Annotated in this window: 11 protein-coding genes and 4 tRNA genes; 9 read left to right on the plus strand and 6 right to left on the minus strand. The window is 36.3% G+C overall.

Going from position 1 to position 14503, the window contains the following annotated elements; translation table 11 throughout:
- Positions 1-31 precede the first annotated feature (31 nt).
- The gene (locus AB1278_RS21795) at positions 32-1318 is read left to right on the plus strand and encodes an N-acetylmuramoyl-L-alanine amidase family protein (protein ID WP_411414253.1); all 1287 of its coding nucleotides are present in this window, start codon (positions 32-34) and stop codon (positions 1316-1318) included.
- A 60-nt stretch (positions 1319-1378) separates the two neighbouring features.
- Positions 1379-1450: transfer RNA gene (locus AB1278_RS21800), tRNA-Glu, on the plus strand.
- Positions 1451-1747: 297 nt separating this feature from the next.
- On the opposite strand, the gene AB1278_RS21805 is transcribed toward AB1278_RS21800, so the two are convergent.
- Complete coding sequence (locus AB1278_RS21805) at positions 1748-2101, minus strand: hypothetical protein (RefSeq protein ID WP_429816981.1); 354 nt, start codon at positions 2099-2101, stop codon at positions 1748-1750.
- Between the two features lie 12 nt (positions 2102-2113).
- Positions 2114-4285: an EndoU domain-containing protein gene (locus tag AB1278_RS21810; protein ID WP_429816984.1), complete on the minus strand. Its 2172-nt coding sequence runs from the start codon at positions 4283-4285 to the stop codon at positions 2114-2116.
- A 282-nt stretch (positions 4286-4567) separates the two neighbouring features.
- On the opposite strand from AB1278_RS21810, the gene AB1278_RS21815 reads away from it, so the two are divergent.
- The 7 genes from AB1278_RS21815 to AB1278_RS21845 all read left to right on the plus strand — a co-directional run bounded on the left by AB1278_RS21815 (position 4568) and on the right by AB1278_RS21845 (position 7665).
- On the plus strand, positions 4568-4888 hold the full coding sequence (locus tag AB1278_RS21815) for a hypothetical protein (RefSeq protein ID WP_105683297.1): 321 nt from the start codon (positions 4568-4570) through the stop codon (positions 4886-4888).
- Positions 4889-4954: 66 nt separating this feature from the next.
- The gene (gene rpsT, locus AB1278_RS21820) at positions 4955-5209 is read left to right on the plus strand and encodes a 30S ribosomal protein S20 (RefSeq protein WP_002983073.1); all 255 of its coding nucleotides are present in this window, start codon (positions 4955-4957) and stop codon (positions 5207-5209) included.
- Positions 5210-5219: 10 nt separating this feature from the next.
- A tRNA-Glu gene (locus AB1278_RS21825) sits at positions 5220-5291 on the plus strand.
- An 82-nt stretch (positions 5292-5373) separates the two neighbouring features.
- Positions 5374-5445: transfer RNA gene (locus AB1278_RS21830), tRNA-Glu, on the plus strand.
- 63 nt (positions 5446-5508) lie between these two features.
- Positions 5509-5580 (plus strand) — tRNA-Glu (locus AB1278_RS21835).
- A 295-nt stretch (positions 5581-5875) separates the two neighbouring features.
- Positions 5876-6649 (plus strand): T9SS type A sorting domain-containing protein, encoded by a 774-nt coding sequence (locus tag AB1278_RS21840; protein ID WP_202840901.1) that lies wholly within the window; start codon positions 5876-5878, stop codon positions 6647-6649.
- A gap of 227 nt (positions 6650-6876) precedes the next feature.
- Positions 6877-7665 (plus strand): T9SS type A sorting domain-containing protein, encoded by a 789-nt coding sequence (locus tag AB1278_RS21845; protein ID WP_110008510.1) that lies wholly within the window; start codon positions 6877-6879, stop codon positions 7663-7665.
- Positions 7666-7807: 142 nt separating this feature from the next.
- On the opposite strand, the gene AB1278_RS21850 is transcribed toward AB1278_RS21845, so the two are convergent.
- The 4 genes from AB1278_RS21850 to AB1278_RS21865 are packed head-to-tail and all read right to left on the minus strand — an operon-like array spanning position 7808 to position 14465.
- Positions 7808-10066, minus strand: a complete 2259-nt coding sequence (locus tag AB1278_RS21850; protein ID WP_343643713.1) for a DUF5074 domain-containing protein — start codon at positions 10064-10066, stop codon at positions 7808-7810.
- Between the two features lie 28 nt (positions 10067-10094).
- Positions 10095-11288: a cell surface protein gene (locus tag AB1278_RS21855; RefSeq protein ID WP_429816989.1), complete on the minus strand. Its 1194-nt coding sequence runs from the start codon at positions 11286-11288 to the stop codon at positions 10095-10097.
- 13 nt (positions 11289-11301) lie between these two features.
- Positions 11302-12435: a YncE family protein gene (locus tag AB1278_RS21860; RefSeq protein ID WP_288443994.1), complete on the minus strand. Its 1134-nt coding sequence runs from the start codon at positions 12433-12435 to the stop codon at positions 11302-11304.
- Positions 12432-14465 carry a TonB-dependent receptor plug domain-containing protein gene (locus tag AB1278_RS21865; RefSeq protein ID WP_429816992.1) on the minus strand — a complete coding sequence of 678 codons (2034 nt, stop codon included), beginning with the start codon at positions 14463-14465 and terminating at the stop codon, positions 12432-12434. The genes AB1278_RS21860 and AB1278_RS21865 overlap by 4 nt, the downstream gene beginning before the upstream one ends.
- Positions 14466-14503 lie beyond the last annotated feature (38 nt).

Here is a 14503-nt window from a genome sequence, read left to right on the forward strand (position 1 = left end):
CCAAAATTAATATAATTTTTATAACTGTAAGATGCACAAACAAAATTTTAAAATAATTTTATCATTTCTCCTTATCCTTATCAGCAACTTTATTTTCTCCCAGAAGAAGTTTACTATCGTTCTGGATGCTGGACACGGAGGAAGTGATCATGGAGCCAACAGGACCTATTCCGACATCGGAAGAATCGCAGAAAAAGACATTACACTTGCCATTACATTAAAAGTAGGTGCCATGTTAGAAAAAAACAGAGATTTTAAGGTAATTTATACCCGTAAAATAGACGAGTATCCGTCTCTGTCTGACAGAACCAATCTGGCCAACAGAAGCAAAGCAGACCTTTTTATATCCATTCACTGTAACTCATCCCAGAGACCTACAGCATATGGAACAGAAACATATGTGCAGGGACCCAACCAGAATAATGAAAACCTGGAAGTAGCCAAAAGAGAAAATGACGTAATTTTCCTGGATGAAAAAGATAAGCAGATCTTTGGTTCTTATAATCCGGACTCACCGGAATCATTAATTGCCCTGAAACTTCAGCAAAGTAAATATCTGGAATCAAGTCTTCTTTTGGGAGGATTGGTAGAAGATAACTTTGTGAATAAAGATAAAAGATCTTCAAGAGGTGTATTTCAGAAAAACCTTCACGTTCTCCGTATGAATGCCATGCCATCTGTACTGATAGAAACCGGGTTCATCAATCACCCTGAAGAAAGTCACTACATCGCTTCAGATAAAGGGCAGACTGAAATTGCAGAAAGTATCTACAATGCCATAATTGATTATAAAAAGGCGATTGACAGAAAATCCGGTGGTTCTATTGCAACAAGAAAGCCAGAACCGGAAAAACCTGCAGAGGTTCCTTTGAAAAATGATTTCAGAATTCTATTAATGAGTTCTCCTACGAAATACAATGAAAATGATCCTGCCCTGAAAGGCCTGAACTATATTCTTACGCTTAAAGAAAACGGACAGTACAAGTATTACTATGCTGTCACCAATATGGCATCGGTAAAAGATATTAACCTTAAAACAGCGAAGGATGCCGGCTTCAGAAATGCGTTTGCTGTTGGATTTATGCCTAACCAGAGAATCAATATGGGGTATTATACGATTGAAGTGTATGCAGGTGATAAACTGAACGGAAATTCTTATATCCTACAAAATTTAAAAGATGTGGAACGAAATAAGGACAACGGTGTATTCTACTACACGTATGGAAAAGTATACACATTGGAAGATGCTGTAAAACTTCAGAAGGAACTTGAAGCTAAAGGTATCAAAAATACGGTGATACAAAAGGTCTACAGATAAATCAAAAAAAATAATTTTGAAGTTTAAAAGTTAATTCCTACTTTTGCAACCTCAAAATTTGGCCTATTCGTCTAGTGGTCAGGACTCAAGATTTTCATTCTTGCAACAGGGGTTCGATTCCCCTATAGGCTACAAAACTACATCAATCAATCCCTGACCAATATAAGGTTCAGGGATTTTTTTATTCCAAAATTCAACGGAATCTCCACGAATTTTAAAAGAACGCTCATACACGCTTTGTACAAGGCGAATTTCGAAAATCTTTTTTGTTCGCTAAAATTTTCCTTTACTTTCTTTAACTTTTGTTATTTACAACTTGAAAACTTCAAGATTTATAAATTTTGGAAACCAAAAAGAGACTGCCTTTGATTAAGACAATCTCTTTATGTTAAGAGTAAACTAAAAATTTCTTGTTATTACTCAAATTTATCAACTATTTTCCTCTACAAATTTTTTAAAGTCTTGTAAAAACTTAATAAAAACATCATGTTCTAAATCTAAATCCTGCTTTTTAGATTTTTCACCTGCCCTCTGTTTCATGAGGTCTACGAAGAAAACCCCATATTTATTACTTCGGAAGAAAATATCCTCGTTTTGCCAGTCATAGGATTCGTCAGGTTCTTTATTTTTGCTGTGTTCCACACCTTCAATTAATTTTTGAATTTTTTGTGGAGTCCAACCCGAATCTCCGAACCTAAACAAAACATTATATTTTTCTTCTTCAGGCATTATTCCAAAAGTAACTATATCTTCTATTACTTCAATGTAAAATTTATATTTCATTTTCTTTTATTTTTAAATAATTGGATAAGCATTCATGATTTTACCCGTATTGTCAACTTCTATTCTAATTTTAAATCCTACTGAAGTTGAACCCTCGTACTTATCAAATAAGTCAGTAGGTGCTTTTATTTTTTTATTAAGCCCTTTAGCTACCGTATTTTCATATACATACGCTATTTCCTCTTGTATTCTTTTAAGATCCCAATTTTTAGGGAACATAGAAGATTCTGCATTTTTCACTAAATAGCCATCTTTGTATTTTATACTGATTTTAGCCTTAAAAGGAACATCATCTGCTAATTGTGCCATAGAATAAATTCCTTCAGGTTCTATTACTTTCTCTACATCAATAATTCCGTCAAGAATAGCTGAACCTCTGTGCCCACCTTGTGAAACCAAAAACTCATCAAGATATTTAAACCCAGAGGGTTGTATACGCTCAAGCAAACTTGTATTAAATTCTCCATCTAAATGATTGAAAAAACCTTTGTCAAATTTACTGAGCCATCTTCCAAAAGCCAATTTACGCAAACCTTCCACATCATCTGTTAATTCATAAAATTTTTTCTTCAAATAATGAGCTAAATTCCCACTTTTTATGGCTTCTATTAACTCTAAAAATTCCTTTTTTAACCATTTCCACAGATCTGCCAATGAATTACCAATTTTCTTATCTATGTTTTTAGAAAAATTTATCGCTTTTCCTAATTTTGCTGATTTTTGAGATACTCTACCAATTTTACCTGCTGCCTGTGCTATCTTCTCAGAGATTTTTCCAGCAAGAGATGCGCCTCCTGTAAAATAGGTGATGATAGCATCCAAAATAAGCTCAAAAGCAATAGCACCTACAAAGTATGCCCAAAAGTAGTCATTAAGTTCTGAAAATTTCTTTTTTAGCATGTCAGTGAATTGTGAAATTTCTTTCCAAATTTTACCATTGCTAAAAATATTTTTAATTCCACTAAGAAACTCTTTTGAGTTTTCAGCAAATAAATCTACAAAATCTTCAATAAACTCTAACTTTTCTTGATGTTTTGTAAGCTCTACAGGGCTTAATTTCTCCATATTTAAAAATGGAAGATTGTCAGTAATCATAGCTAATAACATAATTACTGTTTGAGCCAATGAGATAAGACCGTTAAGTAATCCACATAAAAAAGCATTAATTTTTGCTACTTCCTGATTGATTTTTTCTCCTATAAACGCTCCAATCCCAGAAATGACATCTAAGACATCCTTAAAGAATGATTTGAGTTTATTATATATATTTTTAATGCTTTCAGGGATATTATCTTCTATGAAATTCTTTAAATAGAAGACTACAGCAAAGAAAATATCGTCCGCTATTGTTGGGGTTGCTTTAACAACAGTTGAAACTATTGCCAGGGAAATTTCATCAAAATAATCTACAAAGTCTTTGAGCTTGTTAAATCCTTCACTTGCTATTTCAGAAGCATTCTGCATAGTTTTGTATTCTCTGGCAGAAATAGGAACAGGAATGATGGGCTTATATTTTGCTTCTTGTTTTTGAAATCCGCTTGTACCTACTTTATTTTGATAAGTACTGTACATCGGTAATACAAAATACTTCTCGTAATCATAATTTTCTTCCGTGAATTTCCAAGTTTCAACAGTTTCAATACCTCCTCTAAGCCAATCAGCCAATTGATTATTTAAAGAAAATACCTTTTTAAAGGCTTCGTTCAATTGGGTTTGTTCTGCAATTTCTAAATAGATTGCACCTTTCAAAAGAGTTTCGTTTATCTTTTTATCATCAGCAAGCTCTCTAACAAGATTGTCAAACCCACTTACAGTTATTGATTCTGTTGGAGTTACATATGTGGTATTTTGATTATTACTATAAATTCTGTTAAAGAAGTTTTTGGCATCTTTTCCCATTTTTACCCGACAGGCTGTGCCAAAAAAGTTACTTTTTTTAGGGTCATCTTCTTCATAGAAAACTTTAAATTGTTTCTCTTCTACACCCTCTTTTTCGTACCTATCAAACACTTCAACACCACTCTTACATAGTATGAAAGTATATTTTATGCGATCTGTTACTTTAGTTTCGGGGATTTTATCGAAATCTTCGGGAGGAACAACAAATGTTTCAAAAAACACACTGTTTTTTCCATAAGGGCTGTCAATGTCTCTGCTCAAGACGTAATTTAATCTTTGTATCATATCATTTGAATTTACTATGAGCCAAATGTAGATTCGGGTAACGACAGAACCTGACGTATTATATTTATTTTACTTGAGACTTCACCTCATAATATTGCTATTAGCAATATTTGTATTAAGAATTATTTGAAAAAAGCAATCCCTATATGTTATATGTCACAAAAGCATTATATTTGCAAAAAATTTATCCATAGTTGGTTCTACCAATAGGGTAACACTGATGAAAAATATTATTGATAAATCATTGTTTGCAGTTTTCTGCAGACCATCAAATTTTATATCATGCCGGATTTAAAAATACAAGAAGCGAAATTGCTTTTTAAGAAAATCCACTCTAACCCAAAAAGTTACGATTTACAAATCAATGAAGGCGGGATTACAGGCAGAGATGATAAAATCAGTTTCAGGCTTTACAGGACTGGAGAAAGGGTTGCTTTTGAAGTAACAATTGATGAACTTACTTTCACCAATACCACTGGAGAATGGAATAATGCACTGATCATGCTGGGAAATACGATCAAAAAATTAGAGAAAGAACAAGAAAATTTAAAAATAGAACAGGCAATAAATAAACTCAGAAAGTACCTATCAGAAGAAAATTAAAATTTTTAAAAATAAATTTGGTAGTTTAAAAAAAAGTTTATAGTTTTGCACTCACATTTAAACGATATGGCAAATCATAAATCAGCACTAAAGAGAATCAGACAAAACGAAACTAGAAGACTTCGTAACAGATATTACCACAAGACTGCTAGAACAGCTTTAAAAGCTTTAAGAAATGAAGAGAACAAAGCTGCTGCTACAGAACAATTGCCAAAAGTTATCGCTTTATTGGATAAATTAGCTAAGAAAAACATTATCCACAAAAACAAAGCAGCTAACTTGAAAAGCAAATTAACAAAGCACGTTAATAAATTAGCGTAACAATATAGCTGGCCCGTTCGTCTATCGGTTAGGACCTCAGATTTTCATTCTGGTAAGAGGGGTTCGATTCCCCTACGGGCTACTTACATCTTATAAGACCACTGTAACAACGGTGGTTTTATAAAGATTACTGTAGAAAAAGCTATATTAAAATAAATCTAACCGGCCCGTTCGTCTATCGGTTAGGACCTCAGATTTTCATTCTGGTAAGAGGGGTTCGATTCCCCTACGGGCTACAATAAGAGTTGACACTTATAAAAACAAAAGCTAACACATTACTTCGGTAATGGAAGATAGAGGGCCCGTTCGTCTATCGGTTAGGACCTCAGATTTTCATTCTGGTAAGAGGGGTTCGATTCCCCTACGGGCTACAAAAGGACTTTTTCGAAAGTCCTTTTTTTATTTCTATATACAGGATTCCGGTAATTTCTTTTCAACAAGATTAACAGATTTAAGCTTTCAACCGCACCTGGCTTTATCCAACTGAAACAATAATACATCAAACAAAAACATCTCACTGGTAAGATTTGTACATTATTTTCATTCCCAATGATGGAGTCATATTAAATTTCATCAAAAATATCACCATTTATGGAAATATTTTTTTTTACTTCTTCCATTAATCCTTACATTTGAATAAAACTATTCATTTTTAAAAAATATAACATGAAATTCAATTTATTTTCGGGAAGCCGATCCTCTTTAAAGGCCGGATTGATAGCTTTATTTTTATTTTCTACCAGCACAATGTCCTTGGCACAAAACAGAATTTATGCACACGCACAAAGCTCCGGAGTATTCGGAGTAGCCTGCCTGGGATGTCATATCGATAATCCCCTTAATGCCGTAGGAGATAACGAAGATGACTACTCAACAATGGTATTGGGAACAGCTCTGTTGGGAGGAATTCAGCAAACCCTGATTTTCCCTGACCTAAGATCTGACACAAGGCTGGTAGTAGGAATCGGAACAGACAACATACCATTATCTGTACAGTTGTTAAGCGGAGTAACGCTTGAAACAATGAATGGAGGTACATCCAATGATGATCGGAGAACAATTGATGTAAGCCTTCTTAAACTGGGCGCAACCCCAAACAGAGGTACAATAGAATTCAAACCTACAAAGCCTTATGATGGGATAAGAATCGGATTAACAGGCGGTGTTCTAAGCCTTGGCGGTGGTTTCAGAGTTTATTATGCTTACCAGGATCCATTGATGAATATCATGGCTCACAGTCAGAACGGACAGATTACTCTTGGTGGAAATGTTCCTGTAGAAGGTTCCGAAGTTATCCTGTACAATACTTCAGGAAAGGAAGTATTCCGTTCCAAGCTGACCTCAAATACATTTGAGCCGAAACAGCCGGAAGGTGTTTATATCATGAATGTACAAACGAAAGAAGGTAAAATCTATTCCAAAAAAATTGTAATCAAATAATTTAATTGATTACAGAATAAATGCAGTATACTTTTTTCAAGCTTGCCATATTTTTTACATTCATTTTCAAGCAACTACAAGCATTCACCCCATTAAATAATAATAAATCATTAATTGCAAATATCAATAAATTATTAACAAATCACATAATTATGAAATAAAATAAACAACATAATTATTTTATTTATAAATTTACAAAAAAAACTAAAATCCAAAATTTTCTACATATGAAAACTTATTTATTATTGAGCCAACGCACGATGAAAGCTGCAGTTTTGGCATCATTCCTATTTTTAACCAGCACAATGTCTTTTGCTCAGATCGTAAAAACCTACGCAAGCAGCCAGACCAATCAGGTGCTAGGAGTATGCCTGGGTTGTGGTGTATTGAATCCTCAGAATGCTGTAGGGAGCAACGAGAATGACTATTCTACTCTACAGGTTTCAGTGGGGCTTCTTGCAAGAACAGAACAGACATTGATTTTCCCAACTACCAATATTGCGAACAATACCAATAAACTTGTTCTTGCGATAGGTTCAAACGGAACTCCTCTATCTGCACAGCTATTGGGCGGGGTATCTATTGAAACATTTAATGGAGATGTTTCCAATAACGATTACACAAGTCTTGCCACAAAACTGATCACTCTTGGAAGCGGAGATCCAAGCAAAGGGGAAATAGAGATGACGATGAACATCCCTTTTGACCGCATTAAAATAAATGTGAATTCCGGATTATTGAATATCGGTGGAGAGCTTAGAGTATACTATGCTTACCAGTACAAAGATCCTTTCATCAATTTCATGGCTCACAGCCAGGATGGGCAGTTCACTCTTGACAAAAATGTTTCTGCAGAAGGTTCCGAAGTTACTTTAACCAATACTTCAGGGAAAGAAGTATTCCGTTCCAAGCTGACATCAAATACTTTTGATACCAAACAGCCACAAGGGGTATATATTATGAAACTTCAGACAAAAGAAGGAAAAACATACTCTAAAAAAGTGATTATCAAATAAAGAAGATATACAACAGAATGAACCCGGCAAGCTTTAAAAGCTTGCCGGGTTTTTTATATCATCCCCTATTGATTGGTCAATAAAAACCCCTGACCAAAATTGATCAGGGGTTAAAATAACAAGATTACTATCTGCAATAGTATTAGTTTTTGATTAATTTCTGCTGATATACCGCTTTATCGGTTACTGCTTTTACAATATAAATACCCTTTGGAAGTGCACTTACATTAATCTGACCATTGTTCAGCTGTACATTGATTACTCTGCCTGAAGCATCGTAAAGAGAAACATTCTGAATTTTCTCCTGCGTTTTAATCGTAAGAATATCTGTTACAGGATTTGGATAGATGCCAAACTCAAGCTTCTTAACCTCAGCAGTTGCTAATGTTGAAGCAGTACTGTTTACTGTAAGTGTTTTTTCAATCAATTTACCGTTTGAGTTAAAGCTGATCACAATATCAGATATACCTGAAACAAGCGGTGTCAGAACCAGCTCATCATTATTATTAATTACAGCAGAGACCGTGGTAGGATTGCTGTTTGATTTTACAGTTTTTACAACAGATACCGTCATATTATCGGCATCAGAAACTATTGATTTCAGATCAATTGTCGTTGTGTTTCCTGCAGTAACCTGTGAAGGGAAAACATTACTTACAACAGGAACTGAGTTATTGGTAAATACCGTCAGCGAAGGGAACCAATAGTAGTCGTTCAGAGTTTTTGTATTGATAAGGGTCCCGGTCATATCGTAGGTATGAACCCAGTTTTTCTGGTAGTGTGCTCCATATCCGCTTTCTGTGGTATTCAGAACCAACTCTCCGGTAACAGGGTTTACACGAAGAGCCGCTCCGTACGGAATTTGTTTAAACTGACCTGTTTGTCCTGGAATTGCAGCAAAGTTTTCGTTAAATGTTTTCGTTGTAACATCAAATCTCACAATCTGTGTTCCTGAGCTCCAGCTGCTTATTGAATTGATCCAATATAAAGCATTTTCTTTGTTACTTGCTGTGAATCTTCCGGCATTCCATGCGCCCCAGTCTCCGATATACTTTGTAGTTGGGATATTGTAGATCTGTGTTGCAAAAGTGGTAGGATTAATGCTGATCAGCTTCTGGTCCTGAATTCCCCATACACTTCCGTCTTTAGCCTGAACCACCGAGTAGAACCCTCCTGCAATAGTACTCACTATCGTATCGGTATTAGGATTAATCACTAAAATTCCTACTCCCTGTTTTACGGCAAAAACATATTGTGAAGTACGGATCATATTTCCGATCTGCCCATTTCCACCTGTTCCGGTAATTAAATTACCAACCTGTAAATTATCAATATTAAAAAGAACTATACCGGTAGAAGTACCGATATAACCTTTATGTTCGTTTACTCCTACAAATGACCTACCATCACCGCCTCCGATGTTATTAAAACCAGCAATTTTCTGCATGGTCTGTGCATTGGCTACAACCAATCTTCCTCCCGGAGTATATTGAGTATCTCCCCCATCAGCAGCCTGCTTTGATACGAAGTAAAATTTATCACCATAAATTGTTCCGTACTGTGTCGTTGCCCCGAAAGCCTGATTATTATTGGCATTACTGTACACACGGTAATTGATCTGGCCGTTATTATCAATGAAGTTTACAGAACCGTTGGTATGACCAAACCATTCTTCGTTCACCATAAAATATCCGTTGGTATAGTTTGTAGAAGCTACATATGGAGAAACCGGAGTCATGGTAGAAGAAACAGGTGTTTCATTAAATCCTACATTGAAATTCCATACATCCCAGGAACCATTTTGCAATGCACGTGAGGAAGCTCCAACACTGGAATATCCGAAATCTGCATCCGTCGGATTCTTTACCCAGTACGCCCAATATCCGTTCACGGTCCAACCTGACTGCCAGTGATCGTTCGCAGCATCTACAATGGTGTAGCTGTCGAAATCATAAGCAGTTGTATTCACAAAACCATTGACCGGATATAACGGATAAGTGGTATTTCCGCTTTTGATCAGGGCATTGGTCCCCTGACCGTTCAGATCAAATCCAATCCCTCCGACTGCTGATCCAAATTGTGTTCCCTGATAAAGCAACGTATATAATCTGTGGTCTGCTTTAGCAATAGCTTTCAGCATGTCTTCTCCGGTAGCACTTCCGTTCCATTTGAATCCCCAAACCATCGCATCAGGATTTTTACCGTCGTTCCACTGTACTACAAAAGCAGCCTGATTGGTTCCCGACCCTACCCAATACTGAATATCAGCAAAACTGATGGTAGTGGTATTAAGCTTGCTGATCCCTGAAATATCATTTCTGGGTACGCCCTGAACTTTTATCTGTGCATTCGATACGCATGCGAACAGAAAAAGCATCATAAAAAGATAAAACTTTTTCATTTTTTATTAATTTAAATAGATTGTATTATTATTTGAAATGTAAATCGTAAGCTCCTGCCACTTCTGTAGAAACTTCTCCCAGCCATCCTGCTTCCTGATTAACTCCCGTATATATTTTCATAAAGTCTACTCCCGGAAGTTTCACGTATTTCCCACTTCTGTCTACCGCCCAGGAAATATCGATATTGGAGGCTTCATCATTATTCGGAGCATTGTCTGCATATCCGAACTCATATGATTTTCCTACCCAATAGGATCCGTCACCGTTCTGATCATAAAAATTATTGGCGAGTCTTGTTCCCGAAAAGCCGTAAGAACTCTCGGTAAACCATAAGGGATAGTAACTTTGTACGTGAAATGTATTTTTTGTTTTAAACCCCTGATTTCCGAGGTTGTCACTCCACTTGATATATTCCACATCGGTCTGCCAGAATTCAGTTCCGGCTACAGGTGTTTTATTTTCGTCAGGCTTAAAATAAGTTATGCTGTAATCTTTTACGGTAGCATTTTTAAAATATTCACTGCCTGCAATTTCGTACCATTCATCATTATCCGGCTTTCCATTTTTATTTCTGTCGTAGGCAACCATAATAATTCCCGGTTCGCAAGATCCTGAACGTTGATCCGCAGCATCATTTCCAAAGAATGCATTTCCCAGTACTTTAAAATCACGTCCATTCAGATTGGGAATCGTATGATCAAAACCGAACACTACATATCCTCCATATCCTCCCAGGCTGATCATGGTCGAATTACCTCCCACCAAAGATTCATTGGCTTTCTGAAGCATATTCGCGGTAGTATTTCCTGGTAGATATTCCGGAATTTCGTTCATAAACTGCCCTACGGCAGGACGGAACTCCAGTACTTTGGAAATGTATCTGGTATAAGGTGTTTTTTCCTTGGTTACAATTATTTTAGAATGAAAAACCTGCTCGTTTCCTTTATTCCTGATCTTTAAAGTCAAAGGATAAGCATCTGCAGTAGGACTGATGAATTCAAGTTCTGAATTCTGAGAGATAATAGAGTCATTAATACTCCATGTAACCGATCCTGAAGCATTGGTAGGAATACTCAAAACCTTTAAACGTTCAATAGTATAGGAATCATCAAGTCCATTAAATGTAAATTCATTTTCATCATCATGTTTACAGGCAATCGCTCCTAAAAGGAAAAAGGATAAAAGCCCGGTTTTTAAATAAGTAAAGGTATTTCTGTTCATGTCTTAAGGTTGGTTATTTATATAAAAAAGCGAAGTGGGCAGGGATATTTCCGCCTTCCGTTTTCCATTTAAAGTGTCCGTTTTTATCAAAGCAATACACAAATCCCATGGATACATAATTTCTGGCATCTGTCATGTAGATATCTTCTGTGATTGGGTTTACGGCAATGCCGTAAGGGGTTTTAATGGCATCTTCATATTCTTTGTCAAAAATTCTGTTGGCTATGATCTGTTCTGTTTTTACATCAATGATTCCAAATGTCTTTTTATAGCTGTGGGTATTGTAGTTGAATTCATTTCCATAGAAATAGAGTTTATCATTTACGATTGTCATTTCACTCACGGAGAGATGAAAATCTTTCTTGACTGTTCCCGTGGCTGCATCTATGAGATAAAGACTGGAAGGAACATTATAATAATCTCCTCTTGAGGTTACATAGAGATCACCGTAATTATCTTTTTTAATGTGATGAAGATTGATGGCAACATTTATTTTTTTGAGTTCGGTAAAAGTATTCAGATCAATTACCGAAACAGTATTGTCATAATCGGGAGCTTTATATCCTCCGGAATTGGCAACAAATAAGGTATTTCCCACAATTTCTATTTCTTCGGGCTGATATCCTACCACTACCTCACGCTGGATGGAAAGAGAAGCCGTATCAATTTCCACTACTTTCCCCTTCGGTGCTTTCGGGTTAATCGCTACAGGTCCGGCGTAGCTGCTGGCATAAGCTTTTCCGTTTTTGAAAGCAAGGTATCGGCAGTTTTGTAATGGAATAGAAGTAATACGTTTAGCCGTTTTAGCATCCAGCACTTCAATTTTATTGGAAACATTGACTACGATATAGAGCTTGCTTCCATAAACTTTGATATCATTTCCTACATCCCCCAACTCTTTTACGACATTGGGATTGATTTCTGCGTAGATATTCCGGTAATAGGTTCCTTTGGTGTAATCAAAAAAATCAAGGGTACATTTATTACTCCCCATATTCCCTTCATTAAGCATATAGAAGCCTTTTATTGCTGTATTTTCTGAAGGAAGCCCTTCTACCACTTCCTGGCGGACAATAATTTCATCTGTACGGCATGAAGTAAGAAAAGCTAATACAAGAAATAAAAAATAAAAGTTTAGTTTTCTCATAGGGTGAAGTTTAGAATAAGTTTAAAGTTTCTTCCAGGCATCGGATAATTGAGGACAACATCATAGTATTGATTGAAAATATTATTCATCTCAAGGCTTATTTTAAACTGATGATTCGCCCAGTTGAATTTTTTCTGAACAGACAAATCGTGAGTATACCAGGGCTGCACATAATTGTATTGAATGTTATCCTGATTCACGTCATATCTTTCTCCTACGTACATTGCACTGTAATTGAAACTCCAGTCTTTATAATCCGCCATAAGACTGAAAGATCCACTATGCCATGGGGTATAAGGGATCTGATTGCGGTAAAAAGTATCTTCAGGATCACTCATGTCTCTTGCACTTTGATAAGTGTAGGAAAGCAACGGTCTAAGAGTAACTTTTCCCCATTGAAGTTCTGTCTGCACATTCACATCTGCACCAATGATTTCAACCAATCCAAGGTTCATCATCAGCCAGCGGAACATGCTTCCGTTCGGAGCTGCCACAATTTTATCCTGTACTTTATTGTAGTAACCGTCTACTTTAGCATAAAATGTTTTAAAGAAACGGTTGTTATAATTCTTCTGATAAGTAAATCCTACATCATATTGATTGGTGAATTCCGGTTTCAGGTAGGTATTTCCGATATTGGTATAATACAAATCATTGAAGGTTGGAAGTCTGAAAATTCTTTTATAGAAAGCCCTTAGAGTAAGCTCCGGAATTTTTTCCGGCTGATAGCTCATAAACACCGCAGGTGTCCACTCTCTGGCATCTCCCGGTCTTTTATTTTTTCTTACTTCTTCAAAAGTAAAGGTTCCTAAAAGGCTTCCCATAATTTTGAATCTGTTCCACTGATAGGTTGTTGCCAATGCTACCAATGTAGTGTAGCGGGTAGGATAAGAAAAGTTATCCAGATTCGCGTCCAGATTATTGTACTGAAAATCTCCACTCAGGCTGACATCCCAATTGGGAGTGATTGAGTAAATATTGGAAGAGGAAAGATAAAGTTCCCTTTGGATATAGGTGTTATCGGTATAAATAATAGACTGCGAACGAACTGTGTCCATGAAATGGGTATAATCGTAGGCAAATTTTGCCTTAAGCTGTGTTTCAAATTTCGGGAACAGTTTTTTTCTCAGATTAGCCTGTACAAAATAATTCTCATCGGAAAGTCTCGCTCCTCTTCCTTCAAAGCGCCCGTTAACAATGGGTGCCGGCATTCCGCGGTTTGAAATATAACCGTAGCCACGGATATTCCAGCTTCCGTTATTTAAAGTTCCGTTGAGAGAAGTTTCAAAACGTTTTGCTTTGATATCTGAGTCCTGTCTTTTTGCAATGGTATCATAGGCCTGTTGCCCATCAGGGTATTTCTTCGCATACCGAAATCTGTAAATTCCGTCACTCTGCATAAATTCGCCACTGAAGCTGGCAGAAACCTTGTCTGAAATCTTCTGTTCCAACCGGAATGAAGGATTAAAGAGATCAATAGATGCACTTTTTGCTCTTATCACCAAATTGGTTTTTCTATTTCCTTTAAATACGGGTGTTTTAGGCTGTAAATAGATAGACCCCGAAGAGCCAAAGTCCTTTGCTGGCTGAAAAATTTCACTTTTCTGTCCGTTATACAACGATATTTCTTCCAGATCATCCAAAGAGTACCTTCCCAGATCTACCAGTCCGTTTTGAGCATTTCCTAATTGAATTCCATCATAAAAAACCCCTACATGCTGGCTTCCCATACTTCGGATATTAATGGTTTTCAAACCACCCAATCCGCCGTAGTCTTTAATCTGAACGCCTGAAAAATACCGCAGTGCATCTGCAACGGAATGACTGTTCAGTCTTTCCAGCTGTTCTCCCTGCAGCGTTTGTGCCGGAAGGATTTCTTTAAAATTCTTTTTATAAAGATTGATTCCTTTAATGGTCTCTTCCTGAAGACTGTCTTTTTTCTTAGTTTGGGAAAACACAAGTTGAGATGTTAACACTAATATTGTGAAAACAGCTTTATGAATTGCAGAAGTAGTTAGTTTTGCCGCCATTAGCTCATTTAGGGTAATGAAGACGCTAATGGGTATAA

This window comes from Chryseobacterium sp. NRRL B-14798, from assembly GCF_050470705.1.
Classification (GTDB): domain Bacteria; phylum Bacteroidota; class Bacteroidia; order Flavobacteriales; family Weeksellaceae; genus Chryseobacterium; species Chryseobacterium cupriresistens.